At 51.8% G+C, this 26,852-nt stretch carries 23 protein-coding genes; 12 read left to right on the top strand and 11 right to left on the bottom strand.

Annotated features, from left to right (window positions below; translation table 11 throughout):
* Nucleotides 1-61: 61 nt before the first annotated feature.
* The 3 genes from J4E05_RS17365 to J4E05_RS17375 all read left to right on the top strand — a co-directional run bounded on the left by J4E05_RS17365 (nucleotide 62) and on the right by J4E05_RS17375 (nucleotide 4,798).
* Nucleotides 62-1,135 carry an NAD/NADP octopine/nopaline dehydrogenase family protein gene (locus tag J4E05_RS17365; protein ID WP_349598101.1) on the top strand — a complete coding sequence of 358 codons (1,074 nt, stop codon included), beginning with the start codon at nucleotides 62-64 and terminating at the stop codon, nucleotides 1,133-1,135.
* A gap of 559 nt (nucleotides 1,136-1,694) precedes the next feature.
* Nucleotides 1,695-3,254 carry an ABC transporter substrate-binding protein gene (locus tag J4E05_RS17370; RefSeq protein WP_349598104.1) on the top strand — a complete coding sequence of 520 codons (1,560 nt, stop codon included), beginning with the start codon at nucleotides 1,695-1,697 and terminating at the stop codon, nucleotides 3,252-3,254.
* Between the two features lie 128 nt (nucleotides 3,255-3,382).
* Nucleotides 3,383-4,798 (top strand): MmgE/PrpD family protein, encoded by a 1,416-nt coding sequence (locus J4E05_RS17375; protein WP_349598107.1) that lies wholly within the window; start codon nucleotides 3,383-3,385, stop codon nucleotides 4,796-4,798.
* 327 nt (nucleotides 4,799-5,125) lie between these two features.
* Here J4E05_RS17375 and J4E05_RS17380 read toward each other — a convergent pair whose 3' ends face one another.
* Nucleotides 5,126-6,028: a LysR substrate-binding domain-containing protein gene (locus tag J4E05_RS17380; protein ID WP_349598110.1), complete on the bottom strand. Its 903-nt coding sequence runs from the start codon at nucleotides 6,026-6,028 to the stop codon at nucleotides 5,126-5,128.
* Between the two features lie 94 nt (nucleotides 6,029-6,122).
* Here J4E05_RS17380 and J4E05_RS17385 point away from each other — a divergent pair, with 94 nt between their 5' ends.
* From J4E05_RS17385 to J4E05_RS17415, 7 genes are all read left to right on the top strand, one after another.
* Nucleotides 6,123-7,220, top strand: a complete 1,098-nt coding sequence (locus J4E05_RS17385; RefSeq protein WP_349598113.1) for an NAD(P)/FAD-dependent oxidoreductase — start codon at nucleotides 6,123-6,125, stop codon at nucleotides 7,218-7,220.
* Entirely contained in the window at nucleotides 7,213-7,512 is a 300-nt protein-coding gene (locus J4E05_RS17390; RefSeq protein WP_349598115.1) for a (2Fe-2S)-binding protein, read from the top strand. The genes J4E05_RS17385 and J4E05_RS17390 overlap by 8 nt, the downstream gene beginning before the upstream one ends.
* Nucleotides 7,509-8,882: an FAD/NAD(P)-dependent oxidoreductase gene (locus J4E05_RS17395; protein WP_349598117.1), complete on the top strand. Its 1,374-nt coding sequence runs from the start codon at nucleotides 7,509-7,511 to the stop codon at nucleotides 8,880-8,882. Before J4E05_RS17390 ends, J4E05_RS17395 begins: the two co-directional genes overlap by 4 nt.
* A gap of 2 nt (nucleotides 8,883-8,884) precedes the next feature.
* Nucleotides 8,885-10,009 carry an NAD(P)/FAD-dependent oxidoreductase gene (locus tag J4E05_RS17400; protein ID WP_349598120.1) on the top strand — a complete coding sequence of 375 codons (1,125 nt, stop codon included), beginning with the start codon at nucleotides 8,885-8,887 and terminating at the stop codon, nucleotides 10,007-10,009.
* Nucleotides 10,003-10,944 carry an ABC transporter permease gene (locus J4E05_RS17405; RefSeq protein ID WP_349598122.1) on the top strand — a complete coding sequence of 314 codons (942 nt, stop codon included), beginning with the start codon at nucleotides 10,003-10,005 and terminating at the stop codon, nucleotides 10,942-10,944. The genes J4E05_RS17400 and J4E05_RS17405 overlap by 7 nt, the downstream gene beginning before the upstream one ends.
* Entirely contained in the window at nucleotides 10,941-11,819 is an 879-nt protein-coding gene (locus J4E05_RS17410; RefSeq protein WP_085594334.1) for an ABC transporter permease, read from the top strand. The genes J4E05_RS17405 and J4E05_RS17410 overlap by 4 nt, the downstream gene beginning before the upstream one ends.
* Before the next feature lie 84 nt (nucleotides 11,820-11,903).
* Nucleotides 11,904-13,751 (top strand): ABC transporter ATP-binding protein, encoded by a 1,848-nt coding sequence (locus J4E05_RS17415; protein ID WP_349598125.1) that lies wholly within the window; start codon nucleotides 11,904-11,906, stop codon nucleotides 13,749-13,751.
* A 104-nt stretch (nucleotides 13,752-13,855) separates the two neighbouring features.
* Here the strand turns inward: J4E05_RS17415 and J4E05_RS17420 are convergent, their stop codons facing one another.
* From J4E05_RS17420 to J4E05_RS17460, 9 genes are all read right to left on the bottom strand, one after another.
* A complete protein-coding gene (locus J4E05_RS17420; RefSeq protein WP_349598127.1) occupies nucleotides 13,856-14,599 on the bottom strand; it encodes an amino acid ABC transporter ATP-binding protein in 744 nt (247 codons plus the stop codon).
* Nucleotides 14,596-15,570, bottom strand: a complete 975-nt coding sequence (locus tag J4E05_RS17425) for an amino acid ABC transporter permease (RefSeq protein WP_349598130.1) — start codon at nucleotides 15,568-15,570, stop codon at nucleotides 14,596-14,598. The genes J4E05_RS17420 and J4E05_RS17425 overlap by 4 nt, the downstream gene beginning before the upstream one ends.
* A gap of 61 nt (nucleotides 15,571-15,631) precedes the next feature.
* A complete protein-coding gene (locus tag J4E05_RS17430) occupies nucleotides 15,632-16,465 on the bottom strand; it encodes a transporter substrate-binding domain-containing protein (protein ID WP_349598133.1) in 834 nt (277 codons plus the stop codon).
* A 148-nt stretch (nucleotides 16,466-16,613) separates the two neighbouring features.
* On the bottom strand, nucleotides 16,614-17,006 hold the full coding sequence (locus J4E05_RS17435; protein WP_349598136.1) for a carboxymuconolactone decarboxylase family protein: 393 nt from the start codon (nucleotides 17,004-17,006) through the stop codon (nucleotides 16,614-16,616).
* Nucleotides 16,999-17,808, bottom strand: a complete 810-nt coding sequence (locus tag J4E05_RS17440) for an alpha/beta fold hydrolase (protein WP_349598139.1) — start codon at nucleotides 17,806-17,808, stop codon at nucleotides 16,999-17,001. The genes J4E05_RS17435 and J4E05_RS17440 overlap by 8 nt, the downstream gene beginning before the upstream one ends.
* A gap of 2 nt (nucleotides 17,809-17,810) precedes the next feature.
* Nucleotides 17,811-18,887: an LLM class flavin-dependent oxidoreductase gene (locus J4E05_RS17445; RefSeq protein ID WP_349598142.1), complete on the bottom strand. Its 1,077-nt coding sequence runs from the start codon at nucleotides 18,885-18,887 to the stop codon at nucleotides 17,811-17,813.
* Nucleotides 18,888-18,916: 29 nt separating this feature from the next.
* Nucleotides 18,917-20,428: an aldehyde dehydrogenase gene (locus tag J4E05_RS17450; protein WP_349598145.1), complete on the bottom strand. Its 1,512-nt coding sequence runs from the start codon at nucleotides 20,426-20,428 to the stop codon at nucleotides 18,917-18,919.
* A 30-nt stretch (nucleotides 20,429-20,458) separates the two neighbouring features.
* Nucleotides 20,459-21,421, bottom strand: a complete 963-nt coding sequence (locus tag J4E05_RS17455; RefSeq protein WP_349598148.1) for a flavin reductase — start codon at nucleotides 21,419-21,421, stop codon at nucleotides 20,459-20,461.
* A 274-nt stretch (nucleotides 21,422-21,695) separates the two neighbouring features.
* On the bottom strand, nucleotides 21,696-23,507 hold the full coding sequence (locus tag J4E05_RS17460; protein WP_349598151.1) for a helix-turn-helix domain-containing protein: 1,812 nt from the start codon (nucleotides 23,505-23,507) through the stop codon (nucleotides 21,696-21,698).
* Between the two features lie 171 nt (nucleotides 23,508-23,678).
* On the opposite strand from J4E05_RS17460, the gene J4E05_RS17465 reads away from it, so the two are divergent.
* Nucleotides 23,679-24,254 carry an amino acid synthesis family protein gene (locus J4E05_RS17465; protein ID WP_349598154.1) on the top strand — a complete coding sequence of 192 codons (576 nt, stop codon included), beginning with the start codon at nucleotides 23,679-23,681 and terminating at the stop codon, nucleotides 24,252-24,254.
* 382 nt (nucleotides 24,255-24,636) lie between these two features.
* Complete coding sequence (locus J4E05_RS17470) at nucleotides 24,637-25,311, top strand: class I SAM-dependent methyltransferase (RefSeq protein ID WP_349598157.1); 675 nt, start codon at nucleotides 24,637-24,639, stop codon at nucleotides 25,309-25,311.
* Between the two features lie 245 nt (nucleotides 25,312-25,556).
* Here J4E05_RS17470 and trpB read toward each other — a convergent pair whose 3' ends face one another.
* Entirely contained in the window at nucleotides 25,557-26,780 is a 1,224-nt protein-coding gene (trpB, locus tag J4E05_RS17475) for a tryptophan synthase subunit beta (protein WP_349598160.1), read from the bottom strand.
* Nucleotides 26,781-26,852: the final 72 nt, after the last annotated feature.

Raw genomic sequence — 26,852 nt, forward strand, 5'->3', positions numbered from 1 at the left:
TTCATGACACGGACTTTCCCAATTTACGGGTCTGTTTGAAATGATGTGAAAGTGGATAATAATGCATGTTGGTATTGCCGGTGCCGGGCTTATTGCCAGGGGCTATTTTACCTTTTTAACGCAACGTGGCGTCGCCGCGAAAATATGGTCGCCATCAGGGAAAAGTGCGCAGCTTGTTCCTGTGGAGCACCCTTTGACGGTCAGCGGGGCAATTGAAGGCAGTTTTAATCTGGCATATTGCCCTGGTGCAAAGGAACTTGCGCAGAATGATATCATTATTCTGGCATTACCTGCGAACGGACACCGTATGGTCCTTGATGCTATCATTCCCTATCTTGAAGCGCGTCATACGTTAATCCTTAGCGGGCATTTGTCATTTGCAGCCCTGTATCTGTCTAAAAAGCTGGCCGAACGCGGGGTGCAAATTCCCATTATTGTGTGGAGCACAACAGTCTTAACGGCAAAATCACCGACTGCGCCAACCGAACTTCACATTGGCGCATTACGCAGCAATGTTGATATGGCTGTGATACCGTTCGAGGTTGGGGAACGGGCCAAAGATCTGTGCAGCGCCCTGTTTGGGGACCGGTTTACGTTACAGGATGATCTTTTGACAATTGCGCTAAGCAATTTGAACCCGCAAAGCCACCTTGCCATTGCATTGTGTAATCTTACCCGAATTGAAAAGGGCGAGGTTTGGCACCAGAACACCAACATAACCGACAAGGTTGGTAATTTTCTTGAAGCCCTTGATGGCGAAAGGTTGGCAATTGCCAATGGGCTTGGCAAGCAGATGAGAAGCCAGCTTGAAAATTTCTGTCTTGCATCGGGCCTGAAACCCAAAAGCATAACTGATCTTTATCAGATGCAGGTCGCACGGGGAACTGACCCAATCGGACCAAAAAATATCAATACACGATACGTGTTGGAAGATGTGCCATTTGGTCTTGTGCCAACTCTTTATCTTGCGCGTCTTGCCGGGGTGGATGCGCCATTGCATCAGGCCGGTGCTGCCATCCTTGCAGCCTGTTACAAACGCGATTTCAGGCAGGATAACGACTTTCTGGATGTTCTTGCGATTAATGACATTGCCACGCTAACGCGACTTGTTCGTGATGGTTTTCAATGTGGTTAAGCCGTGGCCCGTTTTTAAACGGGAAGTAAGTTCGACCTTGTGGAGGGTATGGGGGATATAGTCCTTGTTTGACTTTCGTGCCGTCCGGTGTGGGGCGGCACGATTATTTGGTGCCGTAAACAGCAAGATGTGCCTTTGCGGGTATGGCTTGCCCCAGGGTGCAGGTTATCGGTGTGTTGGTAGTATAAAAATGCGCTGTATTCCCCCTCAAAAAATGTTGGTCTGCAGTATGAAAATATCCTGTCTGATGCCTGTTCTTGCTATATCGGCTTAGGTTAGGTTTGCAGGTTTGGGCGGTATCGAACAGTGGAAAATTCGGTGGAAACCACTTTGGTCGAACTGTTGTGGCCTGATTGAAAATATTGGGAATGTTCAGGCGACCTAAACAGGAATCAGGTGGATTGGCGCGATGATTTTTACGCGGGTTGGTGCGAGGTCGCAGTCCTGAGCTGTTGCAATAGACTATAACCTTTTGTGATACAGTGCCCAAAATATCGACTTTGACACTTATATGTGATGGCCTTTTAATCCGGGCTGTAAAAAAAATCAGGAGGCAAATATGCGAAAAACATTAGGGGTCAAATTCATCCTTACGGCAGCGCTTTCACTGGCGTCTGTCGGGGCCGTTTCACACGCGGCTATTGCCGAAACATTGCGGGTTGGTCTTGCCGCCGCAGATTATTCCACCCTGGATCCAGACCGCGCGACAGCAACACAGGATGTGGCGCTGGTGTCGTGGATGTTTAACGGGTTGGTGCGTTTTGCGCCGGGAAGTGCTGACCCTGCACGGATTGAACCAGACCTTGCCACAAGCTGGGAAACGTCAAAGGACGGATTGGTCTGGACGTTTCATTTGAAGGACAATGTAAAATTCCACAAGGGATATGGCACGCTGAGTGCCGATGACGTTGTGTTTTCGTTTAACCGGGCCAAAAACCCGGAAACATCATCCTATGCCAGTGATTATGCTGCGTTTGAGAAAATAGAGGCACTGGACCCGAACACCGTTCGCATCACCCTGCGCGAACCGGTGCCGGGATTTTTGGGGCTGGTGGCAAACTATCATGGCGGTAATATCGTCAGCAAAAAGGCCGCCGAAGAACTAGGAGCTGATTTTCAGCGGAATCCTGTCGGCACCGGACCGTTCAAGTTTGATGAAGCCCTTACCCAGCAATCCGTTAGTCTGACGGCCTTTGCCGATTATTTTCGTGGCGCGCCGCTGATTGACGGTATCCGCGCAGACTTTATCCCGTCTGATTCCAGTCGCGAACTTGCCTTCCGTTCCGGCGAACTGGACCTGATTTACGGTCAGCGGGAACGTCATTGGGTGGACCAGGCCATGTTCTGGGACAATACCACCGTCGATATTTTTGCCCCCGGCGAGTTCCGCACCCTGTTTATTAACCGGGCACATGCGCCGCTGGATAATATCAAGGTACGTCAGGCGATCGCCGATGCTATTGACGTTGACCAGATTGTACAATTTGTCGGCACCGGTATTGCGCGTAAGGGCTGTTCGGTGGTGCCGGTTGGCTATATGGGTGAAGATTGCAGCTGGGCTTATAGCTATAACCCGGAAAAAGCAAAGGAACTTCTGGCTGAAGCCGGGTTTGAAAATGGTTTGAATCTGACGGCGGTGGTTTCATCCAGTTCGGCGCAAAAGCCGATCATGGAAGTTATTCAGGCGCAGTTGGCAAAGGTTGGCATCAATCTGCAAATGAATGTTGTCGATCACCCCACCTATCATCAGCAGATCCGTAAAGATTTAAGCGATCTGGTGTTTTACGGGGCAGCACGATACCCGGTTGCTGATAGCTATCTTAGCCAGTTCTATCATTCTGATGCGGCGATCGGCAAACCAACAGCCGTTACCAATTTTGGCCACTGTGATGCAGGTGATGCTGATATTACTGCAGCCAAAAAAGCAGCAACCGACGAAGAACGCCTGAAATATTGGTCGGCGGCACAAAAGAAGATCTCGGAGCAGGTGTGTTCGGTCCCGCTATTTAGTTTGATGCAGGTATGGGCGCGCAATACAGCCCTTGATTACGGCGTTGAATTGAAAGGATCCCTTAATCTTGCTCCACCGATCACAGAACTGACAACCTTAAGCCGGTAACAGGTTTTTTCAGACTATAGTGTTTGCAAGTGCCCCGACCACCGATTGTTCTGCAAGGCAGGTCTATCGTGGTCGGGGTATGAGAGGCCGCACGGTTCAGGCTCAAAAGAGGCGTTTTGGTTGGGCAAATGGAACCTGTTTTTCTAAATCCAAATTCAGAAAACATAGAGACGAGCTTGATGCAAACTCAGAAAAACCTTGCTTCTTTTCAAGAAGGAGCAGTAGGACAAATAGCATCTTATATTGATAAGGTTCGTGGAACACCGTCCGCAGAGTTGACACGGGAAGCAGCCATAAAGTGCATATTCGACCTTTTGGCAGCCGCTGCGGCAGGAATTGGTGATGTCGGGCCGATAGCAATTCGAAGAACTTTGCCGGCAATTTTTGGTAACGGTATCAATCCTATTTGGTTTACTGGCACAGGAAGTTCTGTAATCGGTGCTGCATGGGCAAACAGTTCTGCCGCCGCAGCGCTCGATCTTGATGATGGTAACCGGTTTGCACGAGGTCACCCTGGAGCCGCAATTATTCCGGCGGCATTCGCGGTGGGCAATGATGTCGGCGCAACATTTGAAGAAATAATTACGGCTATCGTAATTGGTTATGAAGTTGCTGTTGCGGTTGGGGCGGCACGAACAAGTTATGGTAGTTCCGGAACGTGGACACCGTACGGTGTTGTTGCAACTGCCGCAGCTTTGCGTGGGACACCTTATCCAGAGATTGAACATGCTCTTGCGATAGCGGGAGAGAGTGCACCTAATCAGGCATTTGCGGGAGGCCCGGCGCCTCGGGTTCCTGCTCCTGAGGGGGCGGCCGTGAAAGAGGGGATCCCATGGTCGGTCGTAACAGGTTTGACCGCGCTATATTTAGCGGAATCCGGTCACACCGGACCTCGAAATATTCTTGACAGCGGGCGGCATTACCAATTTCCCGAACATTTTTCTTTGGGAACCGCCGATCATATTTGTGGGACGTATTTCAAGCCTTATGCCTGTTGTCGTCACATTCATGCTCCTCTTGCTGCCCTCGAGTACCTTAGCAGGCAGCATGACATTGTAGGACAAGAGATTGACAGCATTGAAGTGGAAATTCATTCGGCTGGACTACGGATATCTAACCGCCCGGACCCTGAAAACCTGATTGATGTACAATATAGTATCCCCTATTGCCTGGCGTTGGTTAGCTTGTATGGTTCGGGAAGTCTTTTGCCGGTGACTGCGGAGGTTCTTGGGCGAACTGATGTCCGTGCACTTGCACGAAAAGTCAAATTGTCATTGTGTCCCAAGTTTGATGAAGTTTATCCGACTGATATTCTAGCACGTGTTGCAATTACATTTAAGGGTAAGCGTTTTGTTTCTGAGCCGACAGCGCCCGAAGGTGAGCCACTCATGTCATGGGGCAAGCTCGAAAAGAAATTCCGAATTGCAACGGAACTTGTCGCAAGCCCGGTTCAGGCAAATTTGATAATCGACGCTGTGGCTGCAATGAGGTTAGGAAATATGGTTCCTGTTTGCAATTGTCTGTCGAACTTGAAGTTAGGTTAGCGCAAGACCTTTTACTTCGATGATTTTGTTGCTTGCATAAGCAGAATAGTATGGCTGTGTAACCACAGGCAATATCCTAAGAGGTATTGATTGTATGCCGGTTAATTGGGAGCAGAAGCTATCGAATGTGATTCGATGACGTCGACTTTCCCAATTTATTGGGCTGGCTGAATTGACGTGAAAGTTGACAGTCACGGATGTTAGTATTGCGGTTGCTGACTTCATATCTATAGCGATGCGCACGATATGGTCCTTTATCGTGTCGGCAATTGCCCCGACCACCGATTGTTCTGCAAGGCAGGTCTATCGTGGTCGGGTCACTTATATTTAGCCAATCATTTGCACTTTCAACGAAGCGGCGTGGACCTCTTCGACAAAGGCAGACACAAGGCTGCTGTTGCGTGCCCGGACAGGCCGAATGATGTGGTAATCGTAAATCTGTGTTGGTCTGAACGGTCGGGCAGTTACACGGTTTGCGGCAAATTCAAGCGATAACGGGTCGGCAATGGTCAGGCCCAGACCGGCTGCAACCAGTTCCCCTACATTATTGATGGTTGTTGATTCAATAACCACCTTTGGCTGAAGGTTGTATCGTCGAAAAGCTGCATCGACCAGATTACGGGTGCGGCTGGAGTCCCCCAGGGCAATAAAGGGTTCATCCTTAAGGTCTTCGGGCGTGATTTCCGATTTTTCCGATAACCGGTGGCCGTGTGGCATAATCACAACCATCGGCGGAGCTTGCAGGTGTTCGACCATCACAGATGGATGTTCGTGACTGTTAACGACCAGGGCAAGATCCAGCCTGCGCAATAATACCGCTTCGCTTAGAAATTGTGAGCTGCGGGTTTCAACAGAAATGAAAACATCGGGATAGCGCGCCAGAAACCCCGATAATACGCGGCTTAAGAACATTCCGGAAAGGGCTGGCATGGCACCGATAACAAGATGCCCGCGTTCCTCGCGGCGAATGGCCTCTACCGCGCGGGTCAGCTGGTGAACACCGCCGAATATACGCTGCACTTCTTCATACAGGCGCATGCCTCGCCCGGTTGGCACCAGCCGCCCGCTTTCCCGCTCAAAAAGTTCAAGTCCGGTATCGGCTTCCAGATCCCGGATCAGCTTGCTGGCGGCGGGTTGCGATATCCGCATGATCTCGGCGGCACGGCTGACAGTCCCGCCCTCGATCACAGCCATTAATGCTTCAAGTTGCCTCAGGCTCGGTGCGCGCATGGGTATAACCTTTTTGAATATATCCCCGAACAAAACGACTTTGACTTTCTACCCCCACTATTTAGTTTGAAGCAAGAAAAAGAACGAGGAAAACATGGACGCTGACATCATCGTTATTGGCGCAGGCGTTGTGGGGGCTGCCTTGGCCTTCGGCCTTGCCCGTGATGGTTACAAGGTCAAAGTGCTTGACGGGAAAAACAGGGATCTTCGCGCGGCCCGTGCCAATTTCGGGCTGGTCTGGGTACAGGGAAAAGGGGTGGATGCACCGGCCTACAGCCAACTGACTCATCAAAGTGCCGAACTGTGGCCGCGCTTTTGCGATGAACTTGCCAACACTGCACAGGTACAAATCGATTACACAAATCCCGGTGGGCTTCATTACTGCCTGGGGGATGCCGAATTTGAACATCGCGCTGCCATTGCCGCCCGTATTAACAATGCCGCCACATCCCCGGAAATTGACATGCTCAGCCGGCGTGATTTGGAAAAAATGGTACCCGCTGCTCAATTCGGCCCGGATGTAACGGGGGCCAGCTATTGCCGCCTGGATGGGCATGTAAACCCGCTTCAGTTGCTTGATGCCCTGCATAACGGGATCGCGGCACATGGTGGTTCGGTGGTTTTTCGTCATCCGGTAACGGATGTGAAACCGCTTTCAACCGGTTTTGCTGTTCATGGCCCTGCGGGCACCCTTCAGGCCCGATATGTGATTATCGCCGCCGGGCTTGGAACGGCGGAACTGGCAAATCGCTGTGACATGAATATCAAAATCGGCACCACGCGCGGGCAAATTCTGGTGACCGAACGCCTGGACCCGCTATTGCCCTTTCCCGCTAGTGGCTTGCGTCAAACGGCCGAGGGGACGGTCATGATCGGGGCGACACAGGAACAGACATCGGATCGCGGGGTAAGCGTTAATTCCGCCATCACGCTGGCCCGTCGGGCCACGCGGATTATTCCCGCGCTGGCATCGGTTCGCCTTGTTCGGCAATGGAGCGGTTTTCGCATTTTGCCCCCCGATGGCTCGCCAATCTATGCGCAGTCAAAATCCAGTCCCGGCCTGTTTGCAGCGGTTTGCCATTCGGGTGTGACATTGGCCGCAGCCCATGCCGCGATTGTTGGACCAGCCATGATCAATGGACAGCTCGATAGCGAATTGTCCGAATTTTCTGATGGAAGATTTCATGTTTAGAAGTGTGACGGCGGGCTTGAAAGAGCAAGCAGATATGACTGTTTATGTTAATGGCGTTGCAACGCCTGCCTGGGATGGTGAAACCGTAGCCAGCATTCTTTTACGGGTGGCCAATGTCGGGCGCCAGACACCGGTAAGTGGCGAAACGCGCCTGCCTTACTGCCAGATGGGTGTGTGTTTTGAATGCTTGGCCGTTGTCGATGGTGTTTCATCGGTGCAGGGATGTTTGACCCCCTTAAAAAACGGCATGCGGATTGAACGCCAGCGTGGTCGCCGGGAGGTCGGACAATGAATTATGATGTTGTGGTGATTGGGGCTGGCCCCGCGGGTATGGCGGCTGCCGTTAAACTGGCAAAACTTGGCACATCTGTTTGTGTTGTCGATGAACAGCCTGCACCGGGTGGGCAGATATGGCGTGGCGTTGAACGCAATGCCACCAGCCCGGTTTTTAATGCCCTTGGCGAGGATTATCAGAAAGGGTCATCCGCAACGGCGGCCTTTCATGCTGCCGGTATTGATTATCAGCCCTCCGCCCAGGTTTGGCAAATCGAGGATGGCTGGAAAGTATTTCTGACAGCCGAAGGCAAAAGTCGCTGCATCACAGCAAAGGCCGTATTGCTGGCAAACGGCGCACAGGAACGCCCGGTCCCCTTTGCAGGCTGGACATTGCCCGGTGTGATGACTGTTGGTGCCGCGCAGATTTTGCTGAAATCCGGGGGAATGTTGCCTGAAGGGGATGTCTGGATTGCCGGGGCAGGGCCGTTGCCGCTGCTTTATGCCACCCAGTTGCTGGAGCTTGGCGGCAAGGTTGCCGGTTATATCGATACATCGCAAAAACCGTCACTGAAAGCGCTTTCACATTTACCTGCTGCATGGCGCGATTTTCCCGGTTTGATGAAAGGTTTGCGCTGGACATGGAAATTACGGCGCAGCGGTAAACTGATCCGCGATATTCATAATTTGCGTGCCACGGGTGAGGGGCAGCTTTATCAGATTGAATGGGAAAGTAAGGGCAATACCCACAAACGCGGTGCCGGTGTATTGCTGGTTCATGAAGGGGTTGTCCCGCGTGTTCATGAAACGATGGCATTGGGATGTGACCATGACTGGAATGATCAGCAAAAATACTTTGCCCCGCGTACCAATGAATGGGGGGAAACCAGCCGTAAGGGCATTTTTGTTGCCGGGGATGCCGGTGGCATTGGTGGCTGGAAGGCGGCAATTGTTTCGGGTGAAATTGCAGGCCTTGGGATTGCCCGGTTTTTAAATATCGGCATTGATGCCGAAAAATTGCGCCGTGATGCCGCCCTTGATGACAGGCGTAAACGGGCAACAGCGTTACGCCCGTTGCTGGATGCCCTTTATACACCGCCACAAACGCCGATTGCCGATGATGTTGTTGTTTGCCGTTGCGAAGAAGTAAGTGCCGGACGTATCCGCGAAGCTGCCCGGGCTTCCGCACCTGATGTCGGGGCTGTCAAGGCAGCAACCCGGTGTGGCATGGGGCCGTGCCAGGGGCGTCAATGTGGATATTCCGTTCAGGCACTGGTGGCGGAGGTGAATAATTTGCCAGTTGAGGATGTGCGCTTCTTTAATATCCGTCCGCCGCTTAAGCCGGTAACGCTGGGCGAAATTGCCACATTGCAGGATGTGGAACTGTGAATATGAACCCGGATATTTTGGTAATTGGTGGCGGTTTGCACGGTCTTTCGTGCGCCTTGCAGGCCGCACGGGGCGGGGCATCGGTTCTGGTGCTTGAACGTCATTTTTTAGGGCGGCATGCGTCGGGTTCGACCGCCGCCGGTGTGCGGACCCTTGGCCGGGATCCGGCCGAATTGCCCTTAAGCCTTGAGGCGGCTGAAACCTGGCACAAAATGGCGGATCTGGTTGGGGATGATTGTGGTTTTAAGGCCTGCGGCCAGCTACAGGTGGCCGAAGATGACGCGGCTATGGCGTCGATTGCTGCCCGCGTTACCCGCCTTGAAAAACAGGGTATGCATCACGAAAAGCTGATCGGGCCAGATCAATTGCGTGAACTTGTACCGGCCATATCACCGCATTGTGCCGGGGCGGCGTGGGCTCCGGGGGATGGGTCGGCGGACCCGCATCGCGCCATTCGCGCCTTTCGCGATGCGGCAAAGCGTGCAGGCGTAAACATCATCGAGCAATGCCAGGTTCTCAGCCTTGGGCGAAATGGGCAAAGCTGGCAAATACATACCACCACAGGCGATTTTAGCGCTGCCGTTGTGATTAATGCGGCCGGGGCGTGGGCGGATAAAATCGCAAAAATGGCGGGTGAACCCGTGCGCCACGCCATTCGGACATCCATGATGGTTGTTACAGAAAGAACAGGTGACGTGGTGCGCCCGGTGATAAGTTCGTTTGGGCGCAAACTGTCGTTTAAACAGACAGCCGAGGGTACATTGCTGATTGGCGGCGGCGCACAGGGCCGCCTTGCTGCGGATCAGCAGTCAGCCAGCGTCGATGTCCAGGCATTGTCGGTGGCCGTACAGGCCGCAGTGCGTTTGTTTCCATCAATGGTGGGGACGCGCATGGTGCGGGCATGGGCCGGAATGGAAGCGATGACAGAAGACCATCTTCCCGTCATTGGCTTTTCGGATCAGGCCGAAGGATTAATTCATGCGTTCGGTTTTTCCGGGCATGGGTTTCAGCTTGTCCCGTCTGTGGGGCGGGTGGTTGCCGATCTGGCAATTGAGGGAAAATCTAATCAACAACTGGACGCATTTAACGTCAATCGCGTCTCAGAAAAAGGGGTGGCCTTATGTTAGGCTATATTTTTCGCAGGCTGCTGTTAGCTATTCCAACATTGTTGGTCATGCTGACGGTGGTTTTCATTCTGGTTCGCCTGGTGCCGGGCGATCCTGCTGTTGCCATGCTGGGCGATCGCGCCAGCGAGGCAACATTGCAAACGTTGCGCGAACAGCTGGGCCTGAACCAGCCCATTATGGTGCAGTATTTCGAGTTTCTGGGTAATATGATCACTGGTGATTTTGGAAAATCAATGGTGACAGGTCGCACAGTGTTATCCGAAGTTGGTGCCGTTTTGCCCTATACGCTGGAATTGACATTTTCGGCAATGGTTCTGGGAACGCTGTTTGGTTTGCCACTTGGTGTTATTGCGGCGGTTCGACGCAACAAATGGCCCGATTATGTAAGCCGCATTCTGTCGTTAATTGGTCTTTCCTTTCCGGGGTTTGTGTCGGCCATTTTGCTGTTGCTGTGTTTTGCTGTCTGGCAGCACTGGTTACCGGTGATGAGCCGGGCGTCCTCTGACCCGGTAACGCATATTCGTAATCTGATTTTGCCTGCCCTTAATCTGGGTCTGATCATGATGGCCTATATCGCGCGCGTAACACGTTCCTCGATGCTTGATGTGCTGGGCGAGGATTACATCCGCACGGCACAGGCCAAGGGGGTGAAGGCCCGCACACTGGTGATGCGCCATGCGCTGGGCAATGCCCTGATCCCGATTGTTACGGTGGTGGGGCTTTATTTTGGCACCCTGATTGGCAATTCCGTTTTGGCCGAAATCGTTTTTACCCGGCCCGGTCTGGGTAAGTTGATACTGGGGGCCCTGCAATCGCGTGATTACACCATGTTGCAGGGGTTGATGGTTGTTTTTGCGATTTTCGTCATTCTTGTAAATACCGCGACCGATGTCATTTATGGCCTGGTCGACCCGCGAGTGAGTTATAAAAAATGACCAGCGCAGCAATTTCCAATTCGTCGAAAACTGTCACATCCAGCCCGGTTTTAAATGCGTTGCGCCGTAATCGTATGGCGTGGCTTGGGGGTGGAACGCTTTTTATCATTGTGATGGTCGCCATTTTCGCGCCCCTGATCGCCCCGCATGACCCGCTAGAGCAAAATATTCTTGCACGCCTTAGTCCGCCATCGGCTGATTTCTGGCTGGGAACGGACAGTTATGGTCGTGATGTTCTATCGCGTCTTCTTTATGGCGCGCGAATTTCCCTTTCTATCGGGTTTTTGTCAGTTTTGACCGCAATGATCGTTGGCTCATCTTTAGGTATGCTTGCGGGTTATATTGGCGGTGTGTTTGAACAGATTGTGATGGGCCTTGTGGATGTGTTGCTGTCATTTCCAACCCTGCTTTTGGGTTTGATGATTGCGGCCATGCTGGGTGCCAGTTTTGAAAACCTGATCATTGCCATTGCCATAACCGAAATGGCCCCGTTTGCCCGCGTGGCGCGGGCCCCGACCATTGCCGTTAAACGGCGCGATTTTGTCGATGCCGGGCGGTCGCTTGGTTTGTCACCCTTGCGCATTCTGGGCGTACATATATTGCCCAATATTCTTTCAGATGTGGTTGTTGTGGGCTCGCTTTGGATGGCGTCCGCCATCCGGACCGAGGCGTCACTGGCCTTTATCGGCCTGGGGGTGTTGCCACCAACGGCAACATGGGGCGGCATGATCCGCGAGGGGTTCGATAATATTCTGACGGCCTGGTGGCTGGTGGTTTTTCCGTCCGTCGCGATTTTGATAACCGTGCTCGCGCTTAATATTCTTGGCGATGCATTGCGTGATGCCATTGATCCCAAAACCAGGAGCGGACAATGAATTTAGTGTGTTCTCTTTTGGGGGCCGTTTTTGGTAAAGACCGGCATTTCTTCGGTTTTGATTTGGAAGGAAAAGGGCAAAGCCATGCATCTCTCCGGTCTTAATTCAGTGCAGGCATCGGCAAGCGACGCACCCGTTCTTTCTGTGCAAAATCTGACGACATCGTTTCGGGTTTATGACGAATGGAAACCGGTTATTCGCGACATCAGTTTTGATGTTCGCCCGCGCGAAACCGTTGCCATTGTCGGGGAATCAGGGTCGGGGAAAAGTGTTACGTCGCTGTCTATAATGCGACTTTTACAAGCGGACAGCAGCCGTGTCGAGGGCCGGATCCTGCTCGAAGGTCGTGATCTTCTTGCCCTGAGCGAAGCTGAAATGCGCAAGGTTCGTGGCAAGGATGTATCGATGATCTTCCAGGAGCCGATGACATCGTTAAACCCGATTTTTCCGATCGGCGAGCAGATTGCCGAAGCGCTGATGGTTCATCAAAAAATCTCGAAGGTGGACGCCCGGGCTGAGGTTTTACGTTTACTTGAAAAAGTGCGCATTCCGAATGCTGGTAGACGGTTCAAGGAATATCCGCACCAGTTTTCCGGCGGGATGCGCCAGCGCGTGATGATTGCAATGGCATTGGCATCGCGCCCTAAACTGTTGATTGCCGATGAACCGACAACCGCCCTTGATGTGACCATTCAAAGCCAGATCCTGGACCTGATTAAACAGTTACAGGAAGAGGAGGGGATGTCCGTTTTGTTCATTACCCATGATATGGGGGTGGTGGCCGAAGTGGCAGATCGTACCATTGTGATGTATCGTGGGGACACGGTGGAAACAGGGGCGACTGCCGATATTTTTGTGCGCGGAGAACACCCTTATACCCGTGCCTTGTTATCGGCCGTTCCGCAATTGGGGGCAATGAGCGGCAAGGGGCTACCATTGCGTTTTCCGATTGTGGATGTAAACACGGGTGAGAGCCCGACTGTGCAGGAAACCAGCAATACTGTTTCACCGGAAAATCAGCCGTTACTGGAAGTTAAAAACCTGACAACCCGGTTCCCAATTCAAGGTGGGTTGTTTGGCGGTTCAGTCGGCGCTGTACATGCCGTCGAGGATATTTCCTTTAGCATCCGCAAGGGTGAAACGCTGTCATTGGTGGGTGAATCCGGTTGCGGCAAGTCGACAACCGGGCGGTCTATCTTGCGTCTGACGACCCCGCAGAAGGGCCAGATCCTGTTGAACGGGCAGGATATTCTGAAACTTGGTGCCTCTGAACTTCGTCAGATGCGACGTTCCATCCAGATGATTTTTCAAGATCCATATGCGTCGTTAAATCCGCGTATCAGTGTTGGTGCCGCCCTGATCGAACCTTTTCGGCAACATGGCCTTGGTCCGCGTGCAGATGCACGGGACAAGGCAGCATCCCTTTTGGAAAAGGTCGGGCTGAATGCCGATATGATGCAGCGTTACCCGCATGAATTTTCTGGCGGGCAACGCCAGCGCATTGCAATTGCACGCGCCCTGATGCTTGATCCCAAAATTATTGTCGCAGATGAAGCGGTTTCCGCCCTTGATGTTTCAGTTAAGGCGCAGGTCTGCAATTTGTTGCTTGATTTGCAGGAAAGTTTTGATCTTTCGTTTCTGTTCATCTCCCACGATATGGCGGTGGTGGAACGGGTAAGTCATCGGGTTGCCGTGATGTATCTGGGGGAAATTGTTGAAATCGGTCCGCGGTCCGCGGTTTTTGACAATCCGCAACATTCCTATACGAAGAAATTGTTGTCCGCGGTGCCTGTGCCAGACCCGTCACGCCGATCCATGCGACGTGAAATTTCCGTAGATGAACTTAGAAGCCCTATTCGCCCAAAGGGATACGAAGCCCCTGTTCGTAAATACCGCGAGGTTACGCCTGATCATTTCGTACAGGTAAGTTAGATTTCGGCAAAAAATTGAGGCCCGCAGAACAGAGGAGATATTCCCCTGTTTTCGGGCCTTGATTGTCATGACAACCTGCAACCAAACTTTATCGCAGACAGGCGTTAATGTTTCAGGATCTGATTTAAAAATTGCTGTGCCCGTTCATTTTGCGGGTTCGTAAAGAAATCGTGTGGTGTTCCTTCTTCAACGATCTGCCCTGCATCCATAAATATGATCCGGTCAGCAACAGCGCGGGCAAAGGCCATTTCGTGGGTCACACACACCATCGTCATGCCGTCCCGTGCAAGGGATGTCATGGTTTCAAGCACTTCTGAAACCATTTCCGGGTCGAGCGCCGATGTTGGTTCATCAAATAACATAACGGCGGGGTTCATACATAACGACCGTGCAATTGCGACGCGTTGCTGTTGCCCTCCAGAAAGCTGAATGGGGAATTTATGTGCCTGTTCAGGAATACGTACACGCTCAAGATATTGTAATGCGGTGCGTTTTGCTTCCGCCTTTGAGACACCTTTGATCCACATGGGGCCAATCATGCAGTTCATCAGGACGGTCATATGGGGGAACAGATTGAAGTGTTGAAAAACCATCCCCACATTTTTGCGAACATCGCCAACATCGGGCATTTTATTGTGAAGGGAGATGCCGTTTACCGTGATTTCCCCTTTCTGATGCGCTTCCAGGCGGTTAAAGCACCGGATAAGTGTTGATTTTCCCGACCCGGAAGGGCCGCACACAACAATTCGTTCGCCTTTATGTACAGTCAGGTTGATATCGGTCAGAACCCGGAACGCGCCATACCATTTAGAGACATTGTGAGCTTTAATGATTGCTTCCATACTCATCTTACCTTGCTCCTGGCGTAGTGTTTTTCAATGCGCGACTGGATGAGTTCAAGAACGATAGAAAGGATCCAGTAGATCATGGCAGCGGAGATCAGCATTTCCATGTGATTGAAGGTTTTTTGACCCAGAGTGCGTGCCAGAAACATCAGTTCCCAAACACCGATAACAGACACCAGCGAGCTGTCTTTCAGCATTGAAATAAACTGGTTACCTGTTGGCGGAATGATGACGGGCAGGGCCTGGGGCAAAATGATTTTGCGCATTGTAATGCCAAAACCAAAGCCGATTGAACGGGCGGCTTCCCATTGCCCGCGATCGATGCTTTGAATGCCGGACCGGAAAATTTCGGTCATATAGGCACCATAGCATAATGACAGCGCGATAATGCCAGCGGGCACAGCATCAATAATATAACCAAGCTGGGGCAGGCCAAGATAGATAAGATAAATTTGCATTAGTAACGGCAAGCCGCGAAAGAATGACGTGTAAAAACTGGCAATCGCAAAGGCAAAACCATTATTCGACAATTTTGCAACAGCACCAATAATGGCAATAAACGATGCAATAATGATCGATATTGCCGACACATATAATGTTGTTAAAAGCCCCTGCGTGATCATGAAGGGCAGTTTTTGTTCGATGAATGCCAGGCTAAGATTGAATGTTTCGAAAAAAGCCAGGAACAAAAGCAAAAGTTCAAACCATACAATGCCTATCTGCGCCTTTATTGGCAGAAAGCCGATAGCGACAATGTTAAGGCAAAACAAAACAGAAATAACAACTGCAATGGCAAATCGGCCATAAAGACCACTTTGCGATGGTTCGTCGATGACCGGGCGCATCAATTCGCCCAGGACTGTTCCTGTCAGGTTGAACGTCATAAATAAAGCAAGCACGACAATAAACACAATTGCCACAAACTTCGGCTTGTGGACAAGTATGTCGGACTCAACGGTATCTGGGTAAAGCATCACGAAGCCCCCTGTAGCAAAATGGCGACCTTCTGGCTGAAAGCCGCCAATTGGATTGGGATTATTTTGTTGTTGTGTAGTCGACGCCGTACCATTTGACGGAAATTTTCCCGAGTGTGCCGTCTGCTTTCATATCGGCAATTGCCGTTGCAATTTTGGCTTTTAGTTCCGGGTCACCATGTTCGATTGCCACGGCCAGCGGTTCATAAAATACAGGGTCGCCAAGCTGTTTGATTGGATAGCCGGCCTTTTGTGCATCAAGGATACTGGGCAACGAAGAGACAACGGCATCAAGTCGGGTGCCATTCCCCAGGCGCAGGTCGTCAAACGCGGTCGATGAATTGGAATAGGATTTTACCTGCCCAGGGGTGAATTGATAGGTAAAGGGCGGTGCGCCTGCAGCATCAAGCACAAGGTCATGGTTGGCATAGGCTTCAAACGTGGAAGTTGTTGTTGCACCAACAACCTTGCCATCAAGGTCGGAAAGGCTGGTTGCCTTGCTGTCATTATGCACGGCAACTGCGGCCGGTGTGTAATAGTAAATGGCGGGAAAATCGAAAACTTTTTCCCGCGCTTTTGTTGGGGTCATCGAGCCGACATGCATGTCCCAACGGCCCTGCCAGTGACCGGCAGTGATGATGTCCCATCCCGGCGTGACGAATTTAACCTGCACGCCAAGGTGTTTGCCAATACCTTTGGCAACGTCAACATCAAAGCCATCAAGTTCGTTTTTGTCATTCAGGAAAGATTGCGGTGCCCAATTGGCATCGGTTGCGACGGTCAGAGTTTTGGTTTCCTGGATACGGTCCAGAACAGGTCCAGCCTGAGCGGTTGATGTCATAAAAGACATGGTCATCAACATTGCTGCGGCAGTCATTCCAAGTACTTTGTTCATAGGTTCAATTCCCTCTGTTTGATCCTATTATGCAGTTGGAACAAACATTCCAACCAGTTTGGGTGGTGATACTTCTGTGGTGGCAAGTATTGCGTCTTGTCCTGTGGGGCAGGGGCAAAGACACGACCGTTCTTTTATTTTTGAAAACCTAAAGTTCCCCTTTTTCTTGCATTTCCTTGCGAACGGCTTTTGCCACCCTGAAGGCCTCAACACCGGCAGGAATGCCGCAATATACCGCGATCTGGATCAAGGCCGCCTGTAGTTCGTTATCTTTCAGGCCATTGCGAATGGCCCCGCGAAAGTGGATGCCAAATTCGTGCATCCGGTTGGAGGCGGCAAGCATGCCCAGGTTAAGTAAACTGCGCTGTTTGAGGTCGAGCGCATCATTCGTCCAGGCCATGCCCCAGCAATATTCGTTTAAAACGTCCTGAAGCGGGTGGCCAAACGGATCGTTGTCATTAAGGGCGCGGTCGACATATACGTCCCCCAGTACCTTTCGGCGAACTTTCTCGCCGTTGGCTTTAAGGATGTCGTCAGGCATGTTCCTCCTCCTTTAACAGGAATGCGCGCATCGTATTTGCCACCAGTTCCGGTGCCTCGATTAAAATGGAATGGCGAAGACCCGGCAGAATATTAAGTTCGGAATTGGGAATACGGGCATGCATGTATTCGGCCATACGCGGGTTCGATCCCTGGTCATCTTCACCGGTAACAATCAGGGTCGGCTTTCGGATCTGGTCAAGGAAACCGCCAAAATCTGTTTCGGCCAGCACTCGGTACGCCGCTGCGTAACAATCGTGGTCGTTTTCGCTGTCAAATTGACGCAATTTTTTGATGATCTTTGGGTTTTCACGCTGGAAATCTTCGGTCAGCCAACGTGAAAGCGATGCATCGTGATGTTGTGCCGGTTGACCGTTGCGTAGCGTTTCCAGTCTTTCCAGAACCCGGCTTCTTTCGTCCGGTGTGCGTCCTGCCACGGTTGAAAGAAGCACAAGTTTCAAAAGTCGCTTCTGGTGGGTTAAAGCAAGCCGCTGTGCAATCATCCCACCCAGGGAAAAACCGGCCAGATTAAAGGTTTCAAAGCCTGTTTTGTCGGCCAGGGCCAGTGTTTCATCAACAAAATCATCAATTTCGTAGCGGCCCTTAACCCGGCTGGAGCGCCCGTGTCCGCGCAAGTCAAAGGTCATGATGACGAAATCATTGCCAAGATGGCGGACAACATTTTCCCAGGCTTCCAGACGAGAGCCAACGCCGTGAATACAGACAAGCGGGATGCTACCGGATCCGTCGATCCGGTAGTTTAATGTGACATCACCAATGGTATGGCGTGTGGTTTCCCCCATCCCTAGGCACCTGCATTTTCAGTCTGGCGTTTTTTTTCACGCGCAGCAAAGAAAGGGATGATGTGTTGTATAAACAGTTCAAGCGTGCGCTTGCGCAGTTCGAACGGCAGATTAAACGTTAAACCCAGGCAATACTGGTCGACCCCGGCGGCCTCATAATCCAATAACTTTTCAATAACTTCGTCCGGGGTCCCGAACAAAAGGTTTTTACGGATGTTTTCGGGGTTGTAGTTTTCCTTGCCTTTTACGGCCTCAAACGGAACGGCTTCGGGGAAACCATTTTTGACCCCACCCAGATTTTGCATAAGGTTTTCAAATGCCCGACCGTAATCAATGCTGTGTTGCACGGCAATTTTCCAGTCTTCGGGTTTGTCATAAACGCAGGTGCGGCGTTGCATCATAAAACGCGGCTTTGGCACTTCGGGGTGATCGGCCACAGCTTTGGCAAATTTGTCGCCCAAAACCTTTATTTCGGCGGCTGGCATTGACAGAGGGGTTGACATGATGTTGGCGCCGTTGGCGATGGCCCAGTCAAAGGTACCCGGGTCACGTGCGGCCACCCAAATGGGGGGATGCGGGTTTTGCAGCGGTTTTGGCACTGCTGCCGTTACCGGGAATTTCCAGTAATGACCATCATGGGCATAATCGCCAGTCCATAGCTTTTTTACCGCCGGGACAATTTCCTTAAGATAGGCAACACCTTCCTGTTGGGGCATGCCACCTGCCATGCGGTCAAATTCATATTGGTATGACCCGCGTGCAATTCCAAATTCAAGTCGGCCACCGGTGAGGTGATCGCACAGGGCGGCTTCGCCCGCCAGGCGAATGGGCGACCAATAGGGGGCGACAAGGGTGGACGTGCCCAGACGGATGTTTTTTGTGTGCTGTGCTAACCACACAAGTGTTTGAAAAGGATTGGGCGAAATGGTGCATTCAAGGGTGTGATGCTCTGCTGTCCACAGGGTTTCAAACCCGCCTTCGTCAGCCATTTGCGCAAGTTGCAACAGGTCGTCCTGAACTTTGGCCATAGGAACGTCAGGTGAAAAACGTTCCATGGTAAGCGATACCGAAAATTTCATGATATTATGCCTTTCCCCACGGATACTGGTTATTTGAGACGCATGACAAAGGGGTCCTGCATGACACCCGAATAATCGATGATGATGTTTTTCAGGCGCGAGAATTCGCGCATGACTTCAAAGCCGCCACGACGGCCATAACCGCTTTGCTTGAAGCCGCCATTAGCAGACATGAATGATGAACTGCGATATGTATTGATCCATACCGTTCCGGCATCGACCTGATTGGCGAACCGCAAGGCGCGGTCGATATTCTGGGTCCAGATTCCTGATGCCAGGCCATAACGTGTGTCGTTTGCCAGCGTGATCATTTCTTCTTCAGAGCGGAAAGGCATTACGCCAACCACGGGGCCGAAAATTTCGTCACGCATGAAGGTCATGTCGTTGTTGGTGTCGGTCATGACGGTGGGTTCAAAATACCATCCGCCAGATTGCTCATGTGCCCAGGGGCGTTTGCCACCTACGGCAATGGAGGCACCTTCTTTCACGCCCGAGGAGACGTAATGTTCGACTTTTGAAAGCTGATCCGCCAGAGCCAGGGGGCCAATGTCAGTTTCAGCATTCATGGGATGACCGATCTGGATGTGGCGGGTGCGTGCCACCAGGGCTTCGACAAAGCGGTCATATATTGATGCTTCGACAAAGCAGCGTGATCCGGCAACGCAGGTTTGACCTGCGGCTGCAAATGCACCCGAAACAATGCCGTTGACGGCATTTTCAATTTCAACGTCTGCAAACACCACATGAGGTGACTTGCCGCCCAGTTCCATTGAACAGGGAACAAGGTTTTGGGCGGCATTTCCGGCAATGCGGCGGCCAGTGTCTGTACTGCCGGTGAACACGTATTTGGCAATATCGGGGTGCCGGGTTAATGCTTCACCTGCACTGGCCCCGGTTCCGGTGACGACATTGACAACGCCAGCGGGAAATCCGGCCTCCATGATCAGTTCGGCCAGTGCCAGGGTTGAGGCCGTGGCATGTTCCGATGGCTTGATAACCACGGTGTTGCCGATTGCCAGGCACGGCGCAAGCGTGCCGGTTAGTAACATCAGGGGGGAATTCCATGGTGTAATCATGCCGACAACACCAAGCGGTTCGCGGGTGTTGTAATTCAGCATGTCCAGTTTGTTGACCGGAATGGTTTCACCCTGCAACTTGTCTGCCATACCGGCAAAATAATCATAGGTGTCTGGTAAAGCGGCCATTTGGGCGCGCATTTCCTTGATTAGCTTGCCATTGTCGCGGGTTTCAATTTCGGCAAGGCTGTCGGCATGTTCCGCAATTAATGCGGACAGGCGTCGTAAAAGACGGCCCCTGTCGGTTTGGGTCATGCGACGCCATGCCGGGTCCTTAAATGCCCGATTTGCCGATGCGACTGCAATTTCAACATCATCCGCGTCGGCCTGGGCAAATTCGTACCAGGGCTTGCCGGTTGTCGGGTCAAAACTTGAAATATAGGCACCGTTTTTGGGAGCAACGAACCGGCCGTTTATGAAAAGGTCCTGACGCGAACCTTCCAGGGTTTGAAGGGTGGTTTTCATGGGATCGCTCTTGTTCTTAAAGGGAAGTATTCAGGCCTGAAGGTTGCCGTCGATCATGGCAACGCGGCCGCCGTCGCCGGAATCCATATAGATCCCAAACTGATTGTTCTGACGTTCGCGGACATAGCGCCGCAGGGTCGAACGCAATTCGTGGGTTGCAATCTGGTCAAAGGGAAGGTCGTTAACGGCAAACAGTTTCATGTCGGATGGAAGCGTGCTTTCGCTCCATTCGCCAGCCAGTCTCGCTCGATAAACAAGGTGCCCCGGGTCATCATCGGCGACATCAAATACCGAATATAAAAACGTATTTTCGGGAATGAGGCTAAGGGCCTTGTTACCGGCAAGTTCAAGTTGCCGGTCGGCTCGCAGGCGTTTTGCCGTTGGTAAACCCCATTCACCCTTGCCGTTGCTGCGCATCAGAAGTTTGTCTTTGGCTTCGATCAGGTAACCTATAATCATGCCATTGGATTCAGGCCAACCCGCAGGTAACGGGTCTTTCACGCTGACATAGTTGCCGCGACAAAACCCCAATGGCGCGGCCGGGCTTGTGCCAAATGCCTTAACCTCGCCAATCAGAATGGTGTGATCCCCTGCATCTGCCTGGCTATAGGTGGAACAATCAAACCAGGTGAGACAGTCGCTTAGAACCGGGGCGCCGGTGTGAAAGCTGGTATGCGGGGCGGCCTCGAATTTGTTTTCTGCCCGGGATGCAAAAATGTTGGAAATGGCTGCCTGTTCGTCATGCAGGATGTTGACGGCGAAACTGTTTGCATTGGTGAAAACAGGATGGCTGGAAGCTGACTTTGAAATACAGACCAGCAACAGGGGTGGGTCAAGCGAAACCGATGTGAATGAATTTGCTGTCATCCCGCGTGGTGTGCCATCGGCATCAAGCGTTGTGACAACCGTGATCCCGGTGACAAATGTTCCAAAAGCGTTTCGCAGCATTTTGCTGTCGATTGCTGTATCGGCAAGGGCTGTTGCGTTGGCCATATTCCAGGACCTCCTCTCTTGATGCGTGAGATGAGGCTAGCTTTTGATCTCTGGTCATTCTTCCATGTGTTCACAGGATGATAGGGACTATTTTTTATTTGTTTCGATGTAAAAGAAGGAGGCGCGGAGGAGTTATGGCTCCTTAAAATGTGCCGACGTGTATGCGCGCACCGCCTTTAGTTGCGGGGGGGGCGGCCGCAAACAGGCTGGCGTTAATGATAGTTCAGGTATTTGTTTGGATGGATTGCAAATGAAGCAGGACGAAGCCGCTGGCTTATAAAGAGCTTTTGCCAGTTTCAGGATTTCGGATAACGTCATAAAGCCTTATTGCCAATTCTATGGCAAATCTGCTGTTGGCAGTTTCAAGATCAATGCCAAACAGTTCCTGCATGCGCGTCAGCCGATAACGAAGGGTTGTAACATGAAGCCCCATTGTATCGGCACAGGCCTGGTTGCGGCATCCTTCGCGCAAAAACATCGAAAGTGTTTCCAGATACGGCGTACCGTTTTCTTGATCATGCCGGGCGATGGCACCAATGCTTTCATGAACAAAATTTTTGACATCCCGGGCATCGGACGCGGCAACCAGCATTGGCAATGGTCCAAATCCCTGACTTGAAAGCGCACCTGTGGACCCGAACGACCGGGCAATCCTGATCATTCTGTTGCTACGTTCCCAGATCGACGGGTAATCCTCCAGTGATTGGCACGGATCACTCGCCAGCACCAGTGGTTGTTCATCAAAGTGATGCCCAAGATCATCGGCGATACGGCGCACCAGTTTATCGATTTTTTCGGACGATAAACCAGCCCCGGCCGGGATCATACATATGAAACCCCCATCAATCGCGATCAGCCCGGCCGTGATCGCAAGCTGGTGAGTGATACGCGAAACGGCACGTTCTACATCAACAATATCACCATCATGGTGTGCGGTGGTGTTGGGAAAGTTTATAATGATTAATTGTTGGGGGTTTTTAAAATCCAGTCCCAGGCGTTGCGCTCGTTGATAGATATCGTCCGCATTTCGCCAGCGGGTCTCAACCACATCAAAAAACAGTTCGGCCCTTGTTCGTGTTTCTGAACGAAAACGAATAAAGCTGCGCATCATCTGAACGCTCAGGGCAAAACAACCGCTTTCAAGCAAAAGTTTTTCAAGGTCGTTAAATTGATACGGCCCCCTAAATATGAGCAAGGCCCCAACGGGTTGCATGTCAACGGTTAGTGCCTCGATCCGAACGGGCAGGGTAAGATGCTGATTTTCATCCCGAAGCAACAGGCTTGCCTCTTCATTGCCCCCTTGTTCGGCATTTTCACGGGCAAATTTAATTAATTGCTGCGCCAAACCGCTTGAGGCAGATTTTTGCCATTGGTCGTTATCATAATATTCAAGGGCAGGTGATTTACCGGCAATGACCTGATTAGTTGTAAAGTCGATCATGACCAGCGGTGTCGGCAGCATGTCCGTCAGCATTTTTGACAGCGAATAAACCGATCCGTCACTTAGGACGTGGCGCAATAGTGTACTGTGCGCGCCCAACACCTTTTGCAGGCTGTTCGCGGCATGACGGGCATCATTCAGTCTGCGTTCGCGTTCCACCGCGATGGTGCCGAGATGCGTAATCATCCCTAAAAAGGCAAGATCCAGTTCGTTTACATCGGTAACCTGGCGGGCAATCACGCTAAGCACCATGGGACGGCCTTCAAAATCTTCGCAATTCATCGGCATGACCAGAACAGTTCGATAGTCACGCTCGAAGGCTTCTTTTTGGTAGCCGGGAAATTCCTCTGATGCCCGGGCATCCCGAATATAAACCGGTTCGTTGCGTTGCAGAGCAATCAGCGACGGGCTCATTGCCAGTTCCCATTTGTTGGGTAAGGGGCGTTGCAATAATGTCGGGTCGTGGCGTGCCAGGACATAGGCGTATCCATGTGCAGCATCGATTGCCATGATAGACCCCAGCGCCCAGTTTGCATGGCGACAGGCTCCTGCAATCAGTTGTTGCAAAATGGTTTCAAGGTCGCCGCCGCTATTGATCTGACTGGCAACATCGCGAAGCGATAATATCCGTGAAGTCTGATCCAAAATTTATCCCGTTAATCCAAACTGGTTTGCCAATCATGTGCGCAGAGGACTTTGTGGTCTACATTTTTTCTAAGGAAAAATTACAGTCGATTTCCTTGATTCAAAGGAAGAAAACTTTCGAGCATTTTCTACGATGCCCACAGGTTCATCATAAATCGGGTTTGTAATGTTATGGCGCTGGGTATTCGAAAAATTTGCACCTTTTTGGAAGAAACGCTGGTTGAAGGCGGACGTGAAGTTTCCCGCCCAACGCATACTGTTGTTGTTGCAGCAATCATTACCAACCCCTGGGCCGGGCGGGGATTTGTTGAAAATTTGCGACCGGAAATTCTCGATATTGCAATGGATTTAAGTCATGAGATGACGCAACGGTTGCTTAAGCAAATGCCAGCCGACAAAATTGAAGCCTGTGGCAAGTCTTCGGCAACCGGTATTGATGGTGAAATTGAACATGCCTCGGCGATGATCCACACATTGCGGTTTGGAAACCCGTTTCGCGATGCGATCGGCGGGACCAATTACCTCGAATTTACCAATACACGGAATGCGCCGGGTGCCCTTATGGCTTTACCGATGATGCATAAAAGCGAAACCGGCAAACGGTCGCATTTTTTAACGGCCAATTTCCAAATTGCCGACGCGCCCAGGCCCGATGAAATTGTGGTTGCCATCGGTGCATCTGATAATGGTCGTCCTCATGCTCGCATAGCGGACCGTTTTCAGGATATCGCCGAACTTGAAACCTGATGTTTGAAGGTTGCGAGTGCCGGCGTCGGATCATCGCCCGCGATCTTCCGGATTACGCACGCAGAACCTCCCTGCCGTGATCTGCCCTGATAGTTTGGGAAAGGGGCCAGTTTCTATCGTAAGTTCGGACGTTGAACGTTAATGGGGTAATCCTCCGGAACCCTTCCTGGGCCGCACATAACCGGCTTCTCCGGGACCCATCACCTTTGCCAGAAATGGGCGCACGGAAACGCAGGGATATTGCAAGTGCATTTGGTTGCTGCCGTTCCTCCGGCTTTCCACGATATCTGGTCGGAAGTGGGACGCGATATTGATTTTCTGATGTTATAGCATTATGTATCTTTAAATGTTACATGAATCAGACGCATGACAGGAAGCTACAATGTCCACTTTCTCTGATCCCGATATAATCTCCTCTTACGCGGAGATGGTCGAGCGCAATGTCCCCGCTCTTCATGATCTCCACCGGATGGTGAGCTTGCTTCTTGCCGAGAAAGCTCCGTCCGATGGCCGGATTCTGGTCTTAGGGGCGGGGGGAGGATTGGAACTCAGGGCCATGGCCAGACAGAAACCGGACTGGAGGTTCGACGGGGTTGATCCCTCTGCGCAGATGCTCAATCAGGCACGCACCGTGACACGCGAATTCGCTGACTGCATCACGCTTTACGAAGGTTACATCACAGACGCGCCGGAAGGGCCTTATGACGGTGCAACGTGCCTTCTGACGCTACACTTTCTTTCCCGGGAAGAGCGTTGCCGCACTCTGAGAGAGATCTGCCGGCGGCTCCGCCCTGGCGCACCTTTGGTGGTCGTTCACCATAGTTTTGTAAACGACGATGCCGGAAAGGAGAAATGGCTCTCCCGTTTTTCCAACTACGTCGCCACATCCGGGATGGGTGATGCCGGAAAGGGCATAAATGTGGAAGCCATGAAGGAGCGGCTGCCGGTTCTGTCGCCCGAACAGGATGTTTCCATCTTGCACGAGGCCGGATTTTCGCAGGTCGAACTCTTCTATGCCGCCCTTACGTTCAAGGGCTGGGTAGCGTACCGAACCTAGTTATCTGGATCGGACTATGATACTTGCGAGAGATTCAGATACTGTCGCCAATGTCGATTAAACCACCTTATCGGCCTGGTTTCGCTTTTGCACGATCATCACAACCTTAGCTTTGTGATGGTTCCCCATTCGCATAGTGGCGCGTGCAATCGTAGTCTCGGAAGACTGTTTCGGAGATGCAAAGCACACGATATTTTCCATGAGATGTCGTGTTAAAGTGAGTTCCGTTTTCTGAATTTGCTAATCTATTCAAACCCTGTTCCAAAATTATTAATGACATAGTCAATGTCCTTGTCGCCTCGTCCGGAGAGGTTTAGCAAAATTTTCCGAGAGGTTGGTAACCGCGCCGCCAGTTTTAGGGCGAATGCCAACGCATGGCAGCTTTCAAGCGCTGGAATGATCCCTTCGGATCGGGACATTCGGAAAAAAGTGCGCACCACCTCGTCGTCAGATACGACAGCCACGTTCAACCGTCCGGAATCCTGGAGTGCTGCGATCTCCGGTCCAACTCCGGGATACACGAGGCCCGATGCCACCGACCGCACTTGCATTGTTGCTCCGTCGTCTTGCTGCAAGACAACGGACCGAGCCCCATGCAGTGTTCCTGGCGTTCCAAACGAAAGGGTCGCCGCATGCCGACCTGCTCTGTCTGAATCTCCCAGCGGTTCAACCGCGTGAAGGTTGACCTCGGGATCATCAATAAATCCCGAATAAATGCCCATCGCGTTTGAGCCGCCAGCAACACAGGCCACGACGTGATCCGGGAGAGTTCCGTCATGAAGAGCCAGGAATTGATGACGGGCCTCCCGGCCAACTACAGCCTGGAAATCTCTCACGATCATTGGGAAGGGGTGAGGTCCAATTGCCGATCCGATTGCGTAAAGCGCGTGCTCTCGCTGTTCGACATATGCAGTAAATGCTGAGTCGCTGGCCTCTTTCAACGCGGATTGCCCCGTTGTTGCCACAACCACCTTGGCGCCATGCAAACGCATGCGTTCAACGTTTACACTCTGCTTTTCAGTATCAATCTTACCCATGTGAATTTCACACTCGAGGCCGAAATATGCGGACGCAGCCGCAAGCGCGACGCCATGTTGGCCGGCCCCCGTTTCCGCGATCAGTTTGCGCTTCCCCATTTTCCGGGCCAGCAACGCGAAGCCCACACAATGATTGATCTTGTGTGCACCAGTATGGTTCAGGTCTTCACGTTTGACGTAGATCTGCGCGCCGCCAATCTCGGATGTCGTATTCCTGAGGAAGTGGAGGGGTGTGGGGCGACCTTGGAAGCCAATTCTCGCTTCTTCAAGGTCGTGCAGGAATTCCGGCGTTTCCCTTACCGCCCGGTACGTTGCTTCAAGTTCCTTTAATGCGGGCCATGCCGCCTGTGGATAATGATTGCCGCCAAACTGGCCAAAGTAGCCGTTGGCATCGGGAAAGTTCGACAGATAGTCGCGATTGTTGTCTTGCATTTCGGCTCCTTAAAAATTCATGCCGAAATTTAGGTGATCTCTTCTTTGCTGTATTGAACAAGATTTGCATGT

It is taken from the genome of Thalassospira sp. NFXS8, from assembly GCF_040148805.1.
Classification (GTDB): domain Bacteria; phylum Pseudomonadota; class Alphaproteobacteria; order Rhodospirillales; family Thalassospiraceae; genus Thalassospira.